Genomic DNA, 18202 nt, shown 5'->3' with positions numbered 1-18202 from the left:
TAAGGGCACGATGCGGGGAATTGGGGTGAATCGCACGCACGCGGGCCTTGCGGCCACGCGCTGGCGGCCACATGGCATAATTCCCGGCTGCTTTCGGCCCAACCATGGACCTTGTTGACATGAATCTGCTCGATTTCCTGATCCCCGCCGCCCACGCCCAGGCCGCCGGCGCGCCCGCCCCGCAGGGCGGTGGCCTGTCGATGCTGGTGTTCCCGATCGTCCTGATCGCGGTGATGTACTTCGTGATGATCCGCCCGCAGATGAAGCGCCAGAAGGAGCACAAGGCCCTGCTGGACAAGCTCTCGCGCGGCGATGAGGTCATCACCTCCGGCGGTATCGCAGGCACCGTGGCCGAGATCGGCGACAACTTCGTCACCGTCGAAGTCGCCGACGGGGTCAAGGTGCGGGTGCAGAAGGGCGCGGTCGGCAACGTGCTGCCCAAGGGCACCCTGAAGTCAGCCGTCTGAACCACCCGCTTCACCCGACGGACCGCCTGGCGCGGTCCGTCTTGCCGTTCAACGCCGTGCCGGGGGCCCCGAGATCCGGGGCCGGTGGTCACAGGTTCGATCAACCAAATGCGCGCCTGCTCGGCGCGGGTGCCAAGCAATGCTCGAGTTTCCCCGCTGGAAATACGTCCTGATCCTGGTAGTGCTGGTGGTGAGCGCGATCTATGCGCTGCCCAACATCTATCCCCAGGACCCTTCGGTGCAGATCACCGCCAGCCGCGGCGCGGCCATCGACGATGCGCTGCGCGCCAAGGTCGATGAGACGCTCAAGGCGGCGGGCATCACGCCCAAGCAGATCGAGAAGCGCGACGGCGACCTGCTGGTGCGCCTGTCCACGCCCGACGCGCAGGCCAAGGCCAACGACGCGCTGCGCGAATCGCTGGGCGAGAACTACACCCCGGCGCTGAACCTGGCCTCGACCGTGCCGGCCTGGCTGTCCAGGCTGGGCGCCAAGCCGATGGTGCGCGGCCTGGACCTGCAGGGCGGCGTGCACTTCACCCTGCAGGTGGACCAGAAGGCCGCGCTGGACAAGCGCGTGGAGGCCTACGCCGAAGACGCCCGCGTCGCGCTGCGCGACGCCAAGATCCGCGTCGACTCGGTGCTGCGCGGCGCCAACAACACCATCGTGGTCAACGTGGCCGAGGGGCAGAGCGCCACCGCCGCGCGCGATGCGCTGATGAAGGTGCTGGCGCCGGCCAACGCCAGCGCCTCCGGCGCGCTGGTCGGCGCCTCGGCGCTGACCTACGACGTGCAGGGCCAGCGCATCGTCATCGGCCTGCCCGAGAGCGAGCTGACCCGCATCTCCGGCGATGCGATCCAGCAGAACATCGCCACCCTGCGCAACCGCGTCAACCAGCTCGGCGTGGCCGAGCCGGTGATCCAGCAGCAGGGCAGCGACCGCATCGTGGTCGAACTGCCGGGCGTGCAGGACACCGCCGCGGCCAAGCGCATGATCGGCGCCACGGCCACCATCGAGTTCCGCGCCGTGGTCGAAGGCGACGCGCTGGAGGCCATGCGCACCGGCAACGTGCCGCCGGAAGCCAAGCTCTACCAGCTGCGCGACAACCGCGGCCCGGTGCTGCTCAACAAGCGCGTGCTGGCCTCGGGCGACCAGATGGTCAACGCCGTCTCCAACGTCGACCAGAACGGCCAGCCGGCCGTGGACATCACGCTCAACAGCGTCGCCGGCCAGCGCATGTTCGACTTCACCAGCGTCAACGTCGGCAAGCGCATGGCGGTGGTCTACATCGAGCGCATCCCGGAAGTGAAGATGGTCGATGGCAAGGAGGTGCGCAGCGTGCGCGTGAGCGAGGAAGCGCTGCAGCCCTCGACCATCAACGGCGTCTTCAGCAACAAGTTCCAGACCACCGGCCTGACCAAGGATGAGGCCGACAACCTGGCCAAACTGCTGCGCGCAGGTTCCCTGGCCGCGCCGATGAGCTTCGTCGAGGAATACGTGATCGGCCCCAGCCTGGGCGCGGAGAACGTCGAGCGCGGCATCAAGGCGGTGGTGTACTCGTTCCTGTTCACCCTGGTGTTCTTCACCATCTACTACCGCGTGTTCGGCGCGATCACCTCGGTGGCGCTGCTGTTCAACCTGCTGATCGTGGTGGCGGTGATGTCCATCTTCGGCGCGACCATGACCCTGCCGGGCTTCGCCGGTCTGGCGTTGTCGGTCGGCCTGTCGGTGGACGCCAACGTGCTGATCAACGAGCGCATCCGCGAGGAGCTGCGCCTGGGCGTGCCGGCCAAGAAGGCCATCGCCGAGGGCTACGAGCGCGCCAGCGGCACCATCCTGGACGCCAACCTGACCGGCCTGATCGTGGGCATCGCGCTGTTCGCCTTCGGCACCGGTCCGCTCAAGGGCTTCGCGCTGACGATGATCATCGGCATCTTCGCCTCGATGTTCACCGCGATCACCGTCTCGCGCGCCCTGGCCACGCTGATCTACGGTCGCCGCAAGAAGCTCAACTCGGTCGCGATCTGACGCCAGGCCCTCGCAAGCGCCTGCGCCAGTACGCGCGTCCCGCGCAAAAGCCCGCACCTGCGTGTGCGGACTTCTCAAGGAAAAACGTGGCATGAAACTTTTCCCGCTGCACATCGTTCCCAACGACACCAAGATCGACTTCATGCGCCCGCGCAAGCCGGTGCTGGTGCTGATGGTGGTGCTCCTGATCGCCTCGCTGGCCATCATCGGCCTGAAGGGCTTCAACTACGCGCTGGAGTTCACCGGCGGCACCGTGGTGCGCGCGCACTTCGAGAAGCCGGTCGATGTGGACCACCTGCGCACGCTGCTGGACCAGAACGGCTTCGAGAACGCCCAGGTGCAGAACGTGGGCAGCGCCAACGATGTGATGGTGCGCCTGCAGCCGCATGGCGAGCACAACAACGACGAGAACGCCGGTCGCGCCGTGGCCGAGTCGGTGCGCAAGGTCGTCACCAGCGATGCCAATCCGGCCACGGTGCAGCCGGGTGAGTTCGTCGGTCCGCAGGTGGGCAAGGACCTGGCCAAGAACGGTCTGTACGCGACCATCTTCATGCTGGCCGGCTTCCTGATCTACATCGCGTTCCGCTTCGAGTGGAAGTTCGCGGTGGTCGCCTCGCTGACGGCGTTCTTCGACCTGATCCTGACGGTGGCCTACATGTCGCTGCTGGGCCGTGAGTTCGATCTGACGGTGCTGGCCGGTCTGCTGTCGGTGATGGGCTTTGCGATCAACGACATCATCGTGGTCTTCGACCGTGTGCGCGAGAACTTCCGCAGTCTGCGCGTGGAGCCGCTGGAAGTGCTCAACCGTTCGATCAACCAGACGCTCTCGCGTACGGTGATCACGGCGGTGATGTTCTTCCTGTCGGCGCTGGCGCTGTATCTGTACGGCGGCCGTTCGATGGAAGGGCTGGCCGAGACGCACATGGTCGGTGCGGTGATCGTGGTGGTGTCCTCGGTGATCGTGGCGGTGCCGCTGCTGAGCATCGGTCCGTTCAAGGTCACCAAGCAGGATCTGCTGCCCAAGGCCAAGGATGTGGAGGCGCTGGCGCGCCGTCCCTGAGCGCTGTCGCCGCTTTCGACTCTGGCAAAGGCCGCGCTTTCAGTGCGGCCTTTGTTTTTGGGTTCTTTGCGATCGCGGTGGGGGCGCTTTGGCTTCGGAGGGGCAGCGGTCCGGCGGGCGGTGGCCGCTTATCCCTCGATCAGGGCATCCTGCCCTGACTCGGGCGCTCGGCTTCCTGCCTCGCTGGGCGCGGCCACCGCCCGCCGGACCGCTGCCTCGCGCGTCATGTCACGAGGCTTCGATTTGCAGAGTCGTGCGAACCCCTCCTCGCGCACAACGCGGCCAGTGACGGGAGAGCGTCGACTTGAGGCCCCCTCCCTTGCGCGTAGCGCAGGGGAGGGATGGGGAGGGGTCGGGGCTTTCTCGGGCGAGCCACAGAAGCGAAGAGCAAAATCACCCCACCCCCTCAGTCGCTAGTTCGCGACTTCGAGCTCCCCTTCGCCTGCGGCGAAAGGGAGGGGGCAGAGCGTTTTGCCCAACGCCTTCTGATCGAAAGGAGCCTTGATCTCGTGATCGCTGCGCCTCGATCCGGTCGGGCGCGTAAGCGTCAGCCAGGCATGGCCTGCGGCGGCGAGTCGGCCAGGGATGGCGGACCGAGCCGAGGAGCCGCCTGGCTGGGTCAAGGCTGGCGGGGAAGTGCAATCTCCGCCCGAGCTCATGCGGTCTGCAGGTTCATCTATCCGCGTACCGGCGAGGAGCCCGGTTGGTGAGCCGGCTTGCGCGTGCGGGGGCGCCTTTGCATCGTCGATGCGGTCGCGGGCCTACACTCGCCGGCATCCGAAACGAACGGGAGGGGCAGGACATGGGCAGATTCTCGGCAATGCTGCTGGTCGCCACGACGCTGCTGGCGGCCGCGCTGCCGGCGGCGGCCAGGGAGGTGGCCAGGCCGGTGCAGTGGAAGGTCGGCGATCAGGCGTTCTCCGGCGTGCTGGTCTACGACGACGCTGGCAAGGCCAAGCGTCCGGGCCTGTTGATGGTGCCGGACTGGATGGGCGTGACCGATGCGGCGGTCGATCGGGCCCGCGAAGTGGCCGGCGACGACTATGTGGTGCTGGTGGCCGATGTCTACGGCACCGGCGTGCGGCCGAAGAACGCCGAGGAGGCGGGCAAGCTGGCGGGTGGCCTCAAGGGCGATCGGCCAGCGCTGCGCGCCCGCGTGCGCAAGGCGGTGGAGGTGCTCAAGGCGCAGGCCGGCGCCGCGCCGCTGGATGTGGCGCGGATCGGCGCCTTCGGCTTCTGCTTCGGCGGCACCACGGTGCTGGAACTGGTGCGCGGCGGCGATGCGCTGGCCGGCGTGGTCACCTTCCATGGCGGACTGGAGCCGGGCAGCACGCCGGCCAAGCCGGGTTCGGCGAAGACGCCGGTGCTGGTGCTCAACGGGGCGGACGACCGGGGCGTATCGGCGCAGAGCATCGCTGACTTCCGCAAGGAGATGGACGCGGCCGGCGCGGACTGGCAGTTCGTCGATTTCAGCGGCGCGGTGCACTGCTTCGCCATCCCTGGCGCGAACAGCCCGCCCGGCTGCGTCTACAACGCGCGTGCGGCCAAGCGCGCCTACCGGATGGCGCAGGACTTCTTCGAGGAAGTGTTTTCGAAGCGGGAGTGAGCGAAGAAGCATGAGGCGTGATCGAGCGCGGGCACGCGGCCGCTCTTGCTCACGCCTCGCTTCTTTAGCCTCAGTGGCGGCGCTCGACCGCGTAACGCGCCAGGCCGCGAAGGGCGGCGACGGCGTCGTTTTCCGGCAGGCCTTCCAGCGCGGCCTCGGCGGCGCTGGCGTACTCGGTGGCGCGGCGCTGGCTGTAGGCGATGCCGCCGGTGGCGTGGATCGCGGACAGCACTTCGGGCATGGCGTCGGTCTGGCCGTCGGCCACGATCTGGCGCAGGCGCGACTGGGTGGTCGCGTCGGAATGGGCGATGGCGTGGATCAGCGGCAGCGTGGCCTTGCCCTCGGCCAGGTCGTCGCCCAGATTCTTGCCCAGATCGCTTGCGTCGGCGGTGTAGTCCAGCACGTCGTCGGCGATCTGGAAGGCGTAGCCCAGCTGCATGCCGTAGTCGTACAGGCGCTGCTGCAGGGCGGCGTCGGCGCCGGAGGCCAGCGCGCCCAGCTGGGTGCCGGCGGCGAACAGCACCGCGGTCTTGCGCTCGATCACGCGCAGATAGGCGGCCTCGTCGGTGTCGGGGTTGTGCACGTGCAGCAGCTGCAGCACCTCGCCCTCGGCGATGCGGTTGGTGGTGTCGGCCAGGATGCGCATGACGGCCATGCGGTCCAGTTCGACCATCAGCTGGAAGCTGCGCGAGTACAGGAAGTCCCCGACCAGCACGCTGGGCGCGTTGCCCCACAGCGCGTTGGCGGTGCTGCGGCCGCGGCGCAGGTCCGATTCGTCCACCACGTCGTCGTGCAGCAGGGTCGAGGTGTGGATGAACTCGATGATCGCCGCCAGCTGGTGGTGTTCCGGGCCGGCGTCCACGCCGCAGGCGCGGCCGGCCAGGGCGACCAGCATAGGCCGCAGGCGCTTGCCGCCGGCGGAGATGATGTGGTCGGCGATCTGGTTGATCAGCACCACGTCCGAGGCCAGGCGACGGCGGATGAGGGCGTCGATGGCCGCCATGTCCGCCGCGGCGAGGGACTGGATCTGCGGCAGCGCCAGGGCGGCGGAGGGGAGCTGAACGGCGGACATGCGGCCTGGGAGTTCCAAGGAGAACGGCGATTATAGGTGGGCCGGGGTGAGTTCCGGTCGGCGATGTCCTACACGCCGGCGCGGGGTTTTCCGGTAGACCGGACGGGCCGGCTATAATCCACTGTCCGCAGCCCGCATTCGGCGGGCGCTTCGCAACCGGACGAATCCTCATGGCACGCGGCATCAACAAGGTCATCCTGGTGGGCAACCTGGGCAACGACCCGGACACCAAGTACACGCAGGGCGGCATGGCCGTCACCCGGATCAGCCTGGCGACCACCAGCGTGCGCAATGACCGTGAAGGCAACAAGCAGGAACGCACCGAGTGGCACCGTGTGGTGTTCTTCGGCAAGCTCGGCGAAATCGCCGGCGAGTACCTGCGCAAGGGCTCGCAGGTCTACGTCGAAGGCGAGATCCGCTACGACAAGTACACCGGCCAGGACGGCGTGGAGAAATACACCACCGACATCGTCGCCAACGAGATGCAGATGCTCGGCGGCCGCGGCGAGGGCGGTGGTGGCATGGGCGGCGGCGATCGTCCGCAGCGCGCGCCGCGCCAGGAGTACGGCGGTGGCGGCGGTGGTCAGCGCGGCGGCGGCGACAACTACGGTGGTGGTGGCGGCGGTGGTGGATACGGCGGCGGCCAGCAGCAGCCGCGTCGCCAGGCCCCGGCCCAGCAGCCTGCGCCGATGGACGACTTCGCCGACGACGACATTCCGTTCTGAGCCGACGGCATGGGTGTCGACTGGAAAGCCCCGCATCGCGGGGCTTTTTCTTTGCTGTTCTGGCGATCGATGCGGTACGGCACACGGATTGCTCCGGCTTCGGAGGACCGCCCCCGGCCGGGTCGAGGCGCTGCGGCGAAGTGCTGCTCCAGCATTCAGCGCGGCTCGGAAGGTTCATGCGCCCACGTTTTGGCGAACAAATCGAAAGACCCCGCCTGCTGCGGGGTTCCTTCCCTTCATGGAGCGCCTGCCGCCGGCCGCCTTCAGCGATGCGGACGCATCATCCACTTGAGCAGCGGGGCGGCGGCCAGTGCGATCACGCCGCAGCCCAGGCCGATCCACATCATCAGCCAGAACAGGTGCGCGTAGCGGGCCGAGGCCTCGACCAGGTCCATCGTCTGGCCCTGGGGCACGTCGATGGAGGCGAGCTTGCCGAACATGGCCGCCAGCATTTCCGAGAACGCGGTGGCCAGGAACCAGGTGCCCATCATCAGGCTGACTACGCGCGGCACGGCCAGCTGGGTGACCGCCGACAGGCCGACCGGTGAGAGGCACATCTCGCCCAGCTCCAGCACGAAGTAAGCGACCACGATCCACCACACGCTGGCCATCTGCCCGGTGCTGCCCACGTGCTGCGCGGCCAGCGCCAGGGGGATGAAGGAAGCGCCGGCCAGCAGCAGGCCCCAGGCCGACTTCACCGGCTTGGACGGGTCCAGCCCGCGCCGGTCCAGCCAGGCCCACAGCGCGGCGAAGATCGGCGCCAGCAGGACCAGGAACAGGGCGCCGAGGTAGGTCAGCGAGCCGGCGGTCTGCGGCAGCACCAGGCAGTCGCGCACCAGCAGCACCACGATGATCGCCGCGGCGATGGCGAACACCGTGCGCGGCGCCTTGGACTGCGGATGCCGGTCTGACAGCGAGGCCGCCGCCACGAACGCGATCGGCGCCAGCAGCAGCGAGACGATCGACCACGGCAGCGGCGTGCCGTCGCGGATCACCAGCGCCGGCACGATGTCCTTGGTCAGCAGACGGTCGTTGAAGGTCACCCACGAGCCGTAGGTCTGCTCGTACAGGGTGAAGAACACCAGGGCCATGAAGATCAGCGCCATCAGCGCCAGCATCTGGCGGCGCTGCTCGGGCGTGCATTGGGTGGCGAGGAACCAGGCGAACCACAGCAGCACCCCGCCCAGCACCACCAGCATCAGCAGCTGGGCCAGGGTGACCTCGCCGCCGAGCGCGAACGCGCCGTTGGCGGTGGCCCACATCAGCCAGGCGATCGGCAGCACGCCGACGACGGCCAGCAGATAGATCAGCCATTCGCGCGGCAGGCCGGCCACGCGCTCGCGCAGCGAGGCCGGGTTGGCCGGTTCGGCATGGCCGTGCAGGTATTTCTGGCCCCACAGGAACATCGCCAGCCCGGCCAGCATGCCGATGCCGGCCGCGCCGAAGCCGTAGCGCCAGCCGTAGGCCTCGCCCAGATAGCCGCACACCAGCGAGGCGAACAGCGAGCCCAGGTTGATGCCGGCATAGAACAGCGAGAAGCCCGAGTCCCGGCGCGGGTCGTCGTCCGCATAGAGCCTGCCGACGATGGTGGAGATGTTGGGCTTGAGGAAGCCCACGCCCATGATGATCAGCGCCAGCGACAGATAGGTGATGCGCAGGCTGCCCTCATCGCGCAGCACCTGGCCGCCGCTGACCGTGGCGGTGTGGCCCTCGAAGGCCATGCCGACGTGGCCGGCCACCAGCAGCAGGCCGCCGAAGATCACCGCCTTGCGCATGCCCAGCCAGCGGTCGGCGAGCAGGCCGCCGATCACCGGGATGCAGTACACCAGCCCGCCGTAGGCGCCCAGCAGGTCGTAGCCGGCGTCGTCGCCGAACAGGTGATGCTTGGTCAGATACAGCAGCAGCAGCGCCTTCATGCCGTAGAAGGAGAAGCGCTCCCACATCTCGGTGAAGAAGCACACGTACACGCCCTTGGGATGGCCCAGGAAGTCCTCGCGGGCGGGCAGGGCGGCGGAGGTGGCGGACACGGGCGACCTTGCGGCAATGACAGGCGCGCGAGTATGCCAGTGCGCCGCCAGGACGGGGCCGGCGGCGCCCGACCGTGGCAATCGTCACTTGGCCCGGCTCGCCGGCTTGGAGTAGCGTTGCCGCTTTACGTCTTCCGCAGGGCCCAAGACCATGCAGCAGCCCGTCGCCGCGCCGCGGCAGCTCACCTTCCGTGCCGTCGTGCTGGCCGTCGTGCTGGCCGTGGTGCTCTCCGCCGCCAATGCCTACCTGGGCCTGTTCGCCGGCCTGACCATCGCCACGGCCATCCCCGCCGCCGTGGTCTCGATGGGCGTGCTGCGCCTGCTCGGCGGCGGCACGATCCTGGAGAACAACATCGTCCAGACCGGCGCTTCGGCCGGTTCGTCGATCGCCGCCGGCGTCATCTTCACCATCCCCGCGCTGGTGATCATGGGCTACTGGCCGGACTTCAAGTACTGGTGGGTGCTGGGCATCGCCGGCCTGGGCGGCCTGCTGGGCGTGCTGTTCTCGGTGCCGCTGCGCCGCTCGATGATCGTCGAGGAGCCGCTGCCCTTTCCCGAGGGCAAGGCCGCGGCCGAGGTGCTCAAGGCCGGCGAGAATCCGGGCCCGGGCCTGAAGATCCTGGCCGTGTCCGCGGCCATCGGCGCGCTGGTGAAGCTGGCTGCCGCCAGCGGCCTGCGGCTGATCCCCGACACCTGGACCCAGTCGACCTACCTGGGCAGCGCCCGGGTCACCGCCTTCATCGGCACCAACCTCTCGCCGGCGCTGCTGGGCGTGGGCTACATCGTCGGCCTGAACGTGGGCATCGTGGTGGTGTCCGGCTCGATCCTGTCCTGGCACATCGCCATCCCGCTGTATCAGGCCTTCTTCGCCGGCTCCGACGCGGCGCTGGCGGCCAAGATCGCCGCGGCCTCCTCGGCCGATGCCGCCTATGCCATCTGGAGCGCCAAGATCCGCTACCTGGGTGTGGGCGCGATGCTGATCGGCGGCATCTGGACGCTGTTCTCGCTGCGCAAGTCGCTGCTGGGCGGGATCAAGTCCGGCTTCGCCGCCGCGCGCAAGGGCAGCGGCGGCGTGGCCCTGGCCGAGACCGAGCGCGACCTGCCGATGAAGTGGATGCTGGTGGCGCTGGTGGTGTTCACCCTGCCGCTGCTGGGGCTGTACCAGGCCATCGTCGACGCGTGGCACGTGTCGATCCCGATGGCGATCATCATGGTCGTGGCCGGCTTCCTGTTCGTTTCGGTATCCGGCTATCTGGCCGGGCTGATCGGGTCGTCCAACAATCCGGTCTCGGGCATCACCATTTCCACCATCCTGTTCGCCTCGGCGGTGCTGGCCCTGCTGATGGGCTCAAGCGGCCTGACCCCGGTCGGCACAGGCGGCGCGCCGCTGGGCGCGGTGGCCGCGATCATGATCGGCGCGGTGGTGTGCTGCGCCGCGGCGGTCGGCGGCGACAACCTGCAGGACCTCAAGGCCGGCTATCTGGTCGGCGCCACGCCGTGGAAGCAGCAGCTGATGCTGGGCATCGGCGCGTTCTCCTGCGCGCTGATCATGGCGCCGGTGCTGAGCCTGCTCTCGCAGGCCTACGGCATCGGCGCGCCCACGCCCGAGCATCCCAACGCACTGGCCGCGCCGCAGGCCAACCTGATGGCCTCGGTCGCGCGCGGGCTGTTCGGCGGCCAGCTGCCGTGGACCTTCATCGCGCTCGGTGCGGTGGTCGGCGCGCTGGTCATCGCCATCGACGAATGGCTGAAATCGAGCGGCAAGCGCTTCCGCGTGCCGGTGCTGGCCGCGGCCATCGGCATCTACCTGCCGCTTGAGCTGATGGTGCCGATCTTCCTCGGTGGCCTGATCGCGCACCTGGTCGAGCGTTTCCACAAGGTGCGCGCCGACGACGAGGACGCGCGCGACCGCGTGCATCGCCCCGGCGTGCTGTTCGCCGCCGGCCTGATCACCGGCGAGGCGCTGATGGGCATCGCGATCGCGGTGCCGATCGTGCTCAGCAGCCGCGCCGACGTGCTGTCGGTCGGCCTGGACCTGGGCCAGTGGATCGGCCTGGCGGTGCTGGCGCTGGTCGGCTGGCTGCTGTATCGCACCGGCAAGAAGGGCGAGCAGGCGGCCTGAGCCGTCCCGCTTCCGTGGGAGCAACAGTCTCCTCAAATCGCAGCGGCCTGCCTGTAGAGCGGAGCTTGTGGCAATCCCCTTTTGGGGACTCCGCTGCTTTTCGGCCGGATCATGGGGAAGCCCCAGCGGAGCAAGCTCCGCTCTACAGGTTGGAGCCGCCATGGCGGCTCCCACACCACACCACACCACCATCGCGCTCTCGCTTTGCGCCGCCGCGCCGCGGCGGCCTACCATCGGCCACTTTTTGAAGTTTTTGGAGTCCGCGCAATGACGCTTCGTCCCGCCTTGCTGTCCCTGGCCCTGATCGCCGCGCTGCCGGCCGCCGCCGCCGAGCGCGGCTTCGACGTGCACGACCTGGTCAAGCTGGATCGCGTGTCCTCGCCCACGCTCTCGCCCGATGGCGGGCGGGTGGTGTTCGCCAAGCGCGTGATGAATGCCGAGGCGACCAAGGCCAGCACCGCGCTGTACCAGCGCGACCTGCGCACGCGCGACCTGCGTCCGCCGAACCAGATCACGCCCGAAGGCTGGAACGTCAACTCGCCGGCGTTCTCGCCCGATGGCCAGACGCTGTACTTCCTGAGCGCCAAGTCCGGCAGCCAGCAGCTGTACGCCATCCCGGCCACCGGCGGAGAGCCGCGCCAGCTGACCGACTTCGCCGTGGACGTGGACGGCTACAAGCTCTCGCCCACCGGCGATCGCATCGTCTTCAGCGCCGGAGTCTTCCAGGACTGCGGCTCTGACTTGGCCTGCACCAAGGGCAAGCTCGAGGCGGCGGCCAAGTCCAAGGCGACCGGCAAGGTGTTCGATCAGCTGTTCGTGCGCCACTGGGATACCTGGAACGACGGTCGTCGCAACACCTTGTTCGTCGCGCCGCTGCCGGCGGCCGGCGCCAAGCCGGTGGTCGGGGCCTCGGCGATCAGCGCGACCATCGCCGGCGATGCGCCGTCCAAGCCGTTCGGCGGCATGGACGATATCGCCTGGTCGCCGGACGGCCGCTCGGTGGTGGCCAGCATCCGCGTGGCCGGACGCGAGGAGCCGTGGTCGACCAACTTCGATCTCTACCAGCTCGACGCCGCCGGCCGCGCCGCGCCGAAGAACCTGACGGTGGTCAACAAGGCCTGGGACGCCGGCCCGGTGTTCAGCGCCGACGGCAAGACCCTGTACTACCGCGCGATGAAGCGCCCGGGCTTCGAGGCCGACCGCTTCGGCCTGATGGCGATGGACGTGAAGTCCGGCAAGACCCATGAGATCGCCGCGGACTGGGACCGCTCGGCCGGCGAGATCGTGCTGACCGCCGATGGCAAGTCGATCTACACCAGCGCCGATGACCTGGGCCAGCACCCGCTGTTCAAGGTCGACATCGCCAGTGGAAAGGTCAGCCAGCTGGTGGGCGAGGGCAGCGTCGGTTCGGCCAGCGTGGCCGGCCCCACGCTGGCCTTCACCCGCAACTCGCTCAAGAGCGGCGACCAGATCTTCGTGGCCGATCTGGAAGGCCAGCATCCGCGCGCGATCACCCCCAGCGCCGGCGAGGTGCTGCCGGAGGTGAAATTCGGCGACTACGAGCAGTTCACCTTCAAGGGCTGGAACAACGACACCGTGCACGGCTACGTGGTCAAGCCGTGGAACTACCAGGAGGGCAAGCAGTATCCGGTGGCCTTCCTGATCCATGGCGGCCCGCAGGGCAGCTTCGGCAACGGCTGGAGCTATCGCTGGAATCCGCAGACCTACGCCGGCCAGGGCTATGCGGTGGTCATGATCGACTTCCACGGCTCCACCGGCTACGGCCAGGCCTTCACCGATGCGATCAGCCAGCACTGGGGCGATCGCCCGCTGGAGGACCTGCAGAAGGGCTGGGCCGCCGCGCAGCAGCAGTACGCCTTCCTCAACGGCGACAAGGCCTGCGCGCTGGGCGCCAGCTACGGCGGCTACATGACCTACTGGATCGCCGGCACCTGGAACCAGCCCTGGAAGTGCCTGGTCGACCACGACGGCGTGTTCGACAACCGCATGATGGGCTACAGCACCGAGGAGCTGTGGTTCTCCGAATGGGAGAACGGCGGCACGCCGTGGGACAACCCGGAGAAGTACGAGAAGTTCAACCCGATCAACCACGTCGCCAACTGGCGCGTGCCGATCCTGGTGATCCACGGCCAGCAGGACTTCCGCATTCCGGTCGAGCAGGGCCTGGCGGCGTTCACCGCGGCCCAGCGTCGCGGCATCGAGTCCAAGTTCCTGTATTTCCCCGACGAGAACCACTGGGTGCTCAAGCCGCAGAACTCGATCCTGTGGCACGACACGGTCAACGCCTGGCTCAAGCAGCACATCGGCGAGTAAAGTCGACGCGTGCGCAGTCGGAAAGGCCGCACGCCGTCTGCGCATGCGGCCTTTTCTTTGCAGGCACCATCAGCCGCGGCATCCCTCACGAACCTGCCCCCGCAGGAGTTGTCCATGCCCACCGCAACGCATCGGTTCACCGTGGCCTTCGCCGGCCTCGAGCCGCTGCCCGCCACGCGCCTGAAGGTCGCCAGCGCCCTGCTGCTGGCCGACCTGCTCGACATCAGGCTGGTGCCCTGGACGGGCGCGCAGGTCGATCTGCTGGTGGCCGACGGCGGCGCGCCCGAGGGCGTCCAGGCGATCCGTGCGGCGTGGGCCGCGCGCCTGCCGGTACTGACCTTCTCGCGTGAGGCCAGCGGCCGCCAGGGCGAGAGCGAGCTGCGCCCGGACGCCTCGGTGCGGCGCATCGCCGAGGCGCTCAAGGCCGGCCTGGCGGCCGGGCATGCGGGCCAGCCGGGCGTCAACCTGCGCTCGCTGCGCCTGATCGACTGCCTGCGCCTGGACCGGCGCGACCCGGGCGCGCGGCGGCTGCTGATGGAGCTGGGCCTGTTCCGTGTGGTGGTCGATCCGGCGCGCGGCCAGCTGCACATGCTGCGGCGCATGCCGCTGGACGAACTGCTCGACCACGTCGAAGACCCGCGCTGGCAGTCCACGGTGCTGGACGAGGCCGACTGGCAGCGCCTCTACCGCGACGATGTCACCACCAGCCACGCCATCGCCCCGCTGTGGTGGCGCCTGGCGGTGCGTCCGACGCTGGCCCTGCCGGTGCTGCCGCCGGCGCGCCTGCAGCTGGCCGCCTGGCCCACGCTGGATCTGGCCAACACGCCGCCGGACTGGCTCGCGGTGCTGGCCCGGCTGCGCGACGAGGACTACACCCTGGCCGAGCTGGTGATCCAGACCGGCGTGGCGCCGCACACGGTGCGGCGGGTGATGTCGGTCGTGCAGTTGAGCGGCCTGGCCCTGATCGATGCACAGCAGGGGCCGGCCACCCGTGCCCGCCGCGGCAATGTCGAGGCGCGCCAGCCGCGTGCGCTGCTGCGCCTGGTCCGCCGGCTGGGCAGGCGCCTGCTGGGACGCGGGTAGGTCTGAACGGGCGAGGCGGGTTCGCTTCTGCTGGGAGACTCGTGTTCTGAGGCAGCCGCTGGTGGGGCCAGGCCAGGTGTCGGCCCACGCCAGGTCCGCCGCGCCGCGTGACTTGCGGCATGGGCGCGCGGGCTGCGGTGCGCGCTAGCGTGGGGTGCACGCGGTGATTCCCGTTCGCCGCCGTCCGCGGAGGATGCGACATGAAGTCCGTCATCGGCTGTCTGCTGTGCACCACCCTGTGCCTCGCCGTCGCGCCCGCGCTCGCCCGCGCCCTGCCCAAGCCCGCGCAGATCGACGCGCAGGTCGCCACGCTGATGCAGCGCACCGGCGCCCAGGGCCTGGCCATCGCCATCATCGACCGCGGCCAGCCGGTCTATGTGCAGGCCTACGGCAAGCGCAACGCGCAGGGCGACCCGCTCACCGTCGACACGGTGATGTACGGCGCCTCGCTCACCAAGACGGTGTTCGCCTATACCGTGATGCGATGGGTGGGGCAGGAGCGCATCGCGCTGGATACCTCCATCGCCGACGACCTGCCGCAGCCGCTGCCGCAGTACACCGGCGAGGACCTGGTGACCCGCTATACCGACTGGAGCGCGCTGGACGAGCGCTGGCGCAAGCTCACGCCGCGCATCCTGCTGCAGCATGCCAGCGGATTCGCCAACTTCGGCTTCCTGGAGCCGGACGAGAAGCTGCATTTCCACTTCGATCCCGGCACGCGCTACGCCTATTCCGGCGATGGCCTGGCGACGCTGCAGTTCGTGCTCGAGCAGGGCCGCGGCCTGGATGTGGGGCAGGGCACCGATGCGGTGTTCGCCGAGCTCGGCATGACGCGCACCGCGTTGAAGTGGCGGCCGGACTTCGCCGGCAACCTGGCCGACGGCTGGGACGCGAACGGCAAGCCCGCGCCGCACGACGAGCGCTCGCGGGTGCGCGCGGCCGGCTCGATGGACACCACCATCCGCGATCTGGCCAGGTTCGCCGCCGCACTGGTGGCCGGCCGCGGCATCGGCGCGCGCGAGCAGGCCGAGATGCTGAGCCCGCAGCGGCCGATCACCACCCGCAGCCAGTTCCCCACGCTGCAGGTGGAGCTGCCGCCGGCGCAGCGGCGCAAGGATCTTTCCGCCGGGCTGGGCGTGGTGACGTTCGAAGGGCCGCAGGGCCCGGGTTTCTTCAAGGGCGGCCACAACGACACCACCGGCAACACGCTGGTCTGCCTGCGCCGGCAGCAGCGTTGCCTGCTGGTGCTGGGCAACGATGTGCGCGCGGAGAAGGGCTTCGCCGAGCTGGTGGAGTTCGTGCTCGGCAAGACCGGTGTGCCCTACGACTGGGAGTACGGAACGTCCTGAGCGTCGCGGCCGGCGGCGGCGTCAAGGCAAGGTTTTACGTCGTCTCATCACCGCGGCAGCGGCGAGGGATGCGGACCCGGCAACGATCGTCACCGCGAGCGCTCCTCAGGCCTGCAGTGCGCGCCTGTGCGGTTCGTGCTGCGCCGCCAGCTGCGGGGATTCCTGCTGGCGCAGCTGCGCGGCGCTGTCGCGTGCCGGTTCGGCGCTGGCCTGTGCCAGGTCCACCGCGCTGCGCCGTTGCGTCGGATCGGCCAGTCCGCCCTGGACCGCGAACACCGCCTCGCCCTGCCGCCCGGGCAGCACGTGGTCGATGCGCTGCAGGCCTTCGCGGCGGGCGTCGGCCGCCAGGCTGGCGGCGGTGTTGAGGAAGGCCTCGTCGTCCTGCAGCCCCAGGCGCTGACGCTGCGGCGCCAGGCCGCGCACCGCGTCGTCCAGCAGGCGGTTGGCGGTGGGCGCACTCGCGCCCTCGGCGGTGCTGGCGCGCGCGCCGAGGCCGGCTTGGTCCTGCGCCTGCATGACCGCGTCGATGTAGTGCAGATCCAACCGGTGCATGAGCATCCTGCCGGGGACCAGCCGCTCGAACACGCCCAGCGGCTCCGGATCGGGCAGGGTGATGCGGTGCCCCGGCGCGTCGGGCATGGCGTACTTGAGCGGGAAGCTGTCCTCCTGCAGATAGGTCAGCAGCTCGTTCTTGACGGCGTAGCTGCGGATCAGGCCTTCGGCCGCGTAGGCCTTGGCCTCCTTGGGATCCAGCCCTGCGCGCTCCAAGGTCTTGTTGTGCACGCCCGAGGCGTTGAAGGTCACCGCGGGCGTATCGGACGCCAGCGCCGCGGCCGCTGCAAGTCCGCCGCCCAGCGAATGCCCGGTGAGGATGAGGTCGTCGCCCAGCATGACCTTGGCCTTCTTGGCCAGTTCGATCGACTGCCGGTACTGCGGGTCGTCGAAGCCCAGGCCCTGGCCGACGTTGTGCTTCCAGTCCTTGCCCTCGTCGGTGCCCGCGAAGGCCAGGACCACGTGGCCCTGTGGATCGCGGTAGAACGAGGCGTCGAAGCCGCTCTTGGCGTTGTGCTGCAAGGCGGGGTCGATGCCCAGCGCGCGCAGATCGTCGTCGCCCATCCGCGCCCAGCCTCCGGGAAGCGTCGGCGCCGGCCCCGACACGCCGCGGCGCAGATCGGCCACGGCATAGTTGTCCTGGAGCAGGGTGGACAGGTCGCGGTCGATCGGCCGCGGCTGCATGCCCGACACCTGGGCCGCGAATCCCTCGTTCTGCGGTGTGTTGCGATCATCCATTCGCCAATCCTTGCGTCTTGGTCGGGCCAACGGCCCGCGTCATCGGCGACGGGCCGCCGCCGACCGGTCTACTCGCGGGCGACGCCGTGCTGGGTCAGCCAGGCTTCGACGGCCGCGCGCTCCTGCTTGCCCTGCGCGTTGAGCAGCCGCTCCCGTGTCATGAAGAAGTAGCACTGGAAGGTCACGCCCTGCGCGTTGACCGCGCGCGGGTCGACGCCGGCCTCGAGCAGGCGCAGCAGCGCCTTGCCGTTGTTCGCCGAGGCCGCTTCGTGCAGCAAGGTGTTGCCCATGCTGTCCTTGCGATTCAGATCCACCCCGGCCTCGATCAGCATCTCCAGCTGCGGGGCGCGGCCGGACTGCACCGCGGAGAACACCGGCGTGCGGCCGCCGCGCGGGCTGACGATGTCCACCGGCGCCTTGTGCGCGATCAGCACGCGCAGGTGCTCGGGCGGCTCGACCATGGCGGCCATGTGGGCGACGGTCTCCTGGTCCATGCCCAGCAGGCGCGCGTCGGCGCCGGACTCGAGCAGCGCCGCCAGCGCCTCGGGCTGTTCGGTCCAAATGGCCCATTCGAGCAGGGTGACGTTGTCCTCGCCGTGTGCGGCCAGGTCGGTCGAGCCGGCAAGCGCGCGGATGCGGGCGATGTCGCCGTGCTGGATGGCCTGCGCCATCGGCACGATCGCCGGATCGTGGAAGGGGATGCGAGAGCTGTCCTTCATCGTTGCTGACATGCCGGTCTTCTCCTTCGCGCCGACCGGTCCGGCGGCGCATGAAGCCATGAGCAAGGAAGTCGCGAGGGCCGCTAGGGCCGGGACGTGCCTGCGCATTGCGGGGTTCCTTTCCGTCTGCGGGTGCGTCGGCCCGCCCTCGTGCCGGGCCGCGTCCCGATACTAGCAAAGCGTTGCGTCACCCAGACAAGCATCGCGACCGTGCATCCGTCACGGCATCGAGAGACAGGGCGGGGGCTTCAAGGCCTCGCTGGCCTGGCACCGGCAACGTCGCGGCGGTCTACCGTGGCCGCGCCGGCGGAACAGACGGCAA

At 69.3% G+C, this 18202-nt stretch carries 13 protein-coding genes; 9 read left to right on the top strand and 4 right to left on the bottom strand.

Annotated features, from left to right (window positions below):
• Positions 1–119: 119 nt before the first annotated feature.
• The 4 genes from yajC to MWN52_RS12985 all read left to right on the top strand — a co-directional run bounded on the left by yajC (position 120) and on the right by MWN52_RS12985 (position 5159).
• Positions 120–467 (top strand): preprotein translocase subunit YajC, encoded by a 348-nt coding sequence (gene yajC / locus MWN52_RS13000; RefSeq protein ID WP_130521110.1) that lies wholly within the window; start codon positions 120–122, stop codon positions 465–467.
• A gap of 139 nt (positions 468–606) precedes the next feature.
• Positions 607–2493, top strand: coding sequence for a protein translocase subunit SecD (gene secD / locus MWN52_RS12995; RefSeq protein WP_130535600.1), 1887 nt, complete (start codon positions 607–609; stop codon positions 2491–2493).
• Between the two features lie 91 nt (positions 2494–2584).
• Positions 2585–3553, top strand: coding sequence for a protein translocase subunit SecF (gene secF, locus MWN52_RS12990; protein ID WP_286574949.1), 969 nt, complete (start codon positions 2585–2587; stop codon positions 3551–3553).
• A gap of 802 nt (positions 3554–4355) precedes the next feature.
• Positions 4356–5159 carry a dienelactone hydrolase family protein gene (locus MWN52_RS12985; RefSeq protein ID WP_425608032.1) on the top strand — a complete coding sequence of 268 codons (804 nt, stop codon included), beginning with the start codon at positions 4356–4358 and terminating at the stop codon, positions 5157–5159.
• A 70-nt stretch (positions 5160–5229) separates the two neighbouring features.
• Here the strand turns inward: MWN52_RS12985 and MWN52_RS12980 are convergent, their stop codons facing one another.
• Complete coding sequence (locus tag MWN52_RS12980) at positions 5230–6231, bottom strand: polyprenyl synthetase family protein (RefSeq protein WP_286574948.1); 1002 nt, start codon at positions 6229–6231, stop codon at positions 5230–5232.
• Between the two features lie 170 nt (positions 6232–6401).
• On the opposite strand from MWN52_RS12980, the gene MWN52_RS12975 reads away from it, so the two are divergent.
• Entirely contained in the window at positions 6402–6956 is a 555-nt protein-coding gene (locus tag MWN52_RS12975; RefSeq protein ID WP_286574947.1) for a single-stranded DNA-binding protein, read from the top strand.
• A gap of 263 nt (positions 6957–7219) precedes the next feature.
• Here the strand turns inward: MWN52_RS12975 and MWN52_RS12970 are convergent, their stop codons facing one another.
• On the bottom strand, positions 7220–8983 hold the full coding sequence (locus tag MWN52_RS12970) for a peptide MFS transporter (RefSeq protein ID WP_286574946.1): 1764 nt from the start codon (positions 8981–8983) through the stop codon (positions 7220–7222).
• A 151-nt stretch (positions 8984–9134) separates the two neighbouring features.
• Between MWN52_RS12970 and MWN52_RS12965 the strand changes: the two genes are divergently transcribed.
• From MWN52_RS12965 to MWN52_RS12950, 4 genes are all read left to right on the top strand, one after another.
• A complete protein-coding gene (locus MWN52_RS12965; RefSeq protein ID WP_286574945.1) occupies positions 9135–11105 on the top strand; it encodes an OPT family oligopeptide transporter in 1971 nt (656 codons plus the stop codon).
• Positions 11106–11372: 267 nt separating this feature from the next.
• Positions 11373–13439, top strand: coding sequence for an alpha/beta hydrolase family protein (locus MWN52_RS12960; protein WP_286574944.1), 2067 nt, complete (start codon positions 11373–11375; stop codon positions 13437–13439).
• Positions 13440–13553: 114 nt separating this feature from the next.
• On the top strand, positions 13554–14522 hold the full coding sequence (locus MWN52_RS12955; protein WP_286574943.1) for a hypothetical protein: 969 nt from the start codon (positions 13554–13556) through the stop codon (positions 14520–14522).
• 200 nt (positions 14523–14722) lie between these two features.
• Positions 14723–15871 (top strand): serine hydrolase domain-containing protein, encoded by a 1149-nt coding sequence (locus MWN52_RS12950; RefSeq protein ID WP_286574942.1) that lies wholly within the window; start codon positions 14723–14725, stop codon positions 15869–15871.
• 105 nt (positions 15872–15976) lie between these two features.
• Here MWN52_RS12950 and MWN52_RS12945 read toward each other — a convergent pair whose 3' ends face one another.
• Entirely contained in the window at positions 15977–17161 is a 1185-nt protein-coding gene (locus MWN52_RS12945; RefSeq protein WP_286574941.1) for a Tle-like phospholipase domain-containing protein, read from the bottom strand.
• Between the two features lie 68 nt (positions 17162–17229).
• On the bottom strand, positions 17230–17988 hold the full coding sequence (locus MWN52_RS12940; protein WP_286574940.1) for an ankyrin repeat domain-containing protein: 759 nt from the start codon (positions 17986–17988) through the stop codon (positions 17230–17232).
• Positions 17989–18202 lie beyond the last annotated feature (214 nt).

It is taken from the genome of Pseudoxanthomonas winnipegensis (genome assembly GCF_030322905.1).
GTDB lineage: Bacteria > Pseudomonadota > Gammaproteobacteria > Xanthomonadales > Xanthomonadaceae > Pseudoxanthomonas_A > Pseudoxanthomonas_A winnipegensis.
This window is presented reverse-complemented; position numbering and strand designations above follow the sequence as displayed.

Coding starts and splice junctions, on each gene's coding strand:
- secD (WP_130535600.1), top strand. CDS start 607: ATGCTCGAGTTTCCCCGCTGGAAATACGTCCTGATCCTGGTAGTGCTG.
- secF (WP_286574949.1), top strand. CDS start 2,585: ATGAAACTTTTCCCGCTGCACATCGTTCCCAACGACACCAAGATCGAC.
- MWN52_RS12980 (WP_286574948.1), bottom strand. CDS start 6,231: ATGTCCGCCGTTCAGCTCCCCTCCGCCGCCCTGGCGCTGCCGCAGATC.
- MWN52_RS12975 (WP_286574947.1), top strand. CDS start 6,402: ATGGCACGCGGCATCAACAAGGTCATCCTGGTGGGCAACCTGGGCAAC.
- MWN52_RS12950 (WP_286574942.1), top strand. CDS start 14,723: ATGAAGTCCGTCATCGGCTGTCTGCTGTGCACCACCCTGTGCCTCGCC.
- MWN52_RS12965 (WP_286574945.1), top strand. CDS start 9,135: ATGCAGCAGCCCGTCGCCGCGCCGCGGCAGCTCACCTTCCGTGCCGTC.
- MWN52_RS12940 (WP_286574940.1), bottom strand. CDS start 17,988: ATGCGCAGGCACGTCCCGGCCCTAGCGGCCCTCGCGACTTCCTTGCTC.
- yajC (WP_130521110.1), top strand. CDS start 120: ATGAATCTGCTCGATTTCCTGATCCCCGCCGCCCACGCCCAGGCCGCC.
- MWN52_RS12985 (WP_425608032.1), top strand. CDS start 4,356: ATGGGCAGATTCTCGGCAATGCTGCTGGTCGCCACGACGCTGCTGGCG.
- MWN52_RS12945 (WP_286574941.1), bottom strand. CDS start 17,161: ATGGATGATCGCAACACACCGCAGAACGAGGGATTCGCGGCCCAGGTG.
- MWN52_RS12960 (WP_286574944.1), top strand. CDS start 11,373: ATGACGCTTCGTCCCGCCTTGCTGTCCCTGGCCCTGATCGCCGCGCTG.
- MWN52_RS12955 (WP_286574943.1), top strand. CDS start 13,554: ATGCCCACCGCAACGCATCGGTTCACCGTGGCCTTCGCCGGCCTCGAG.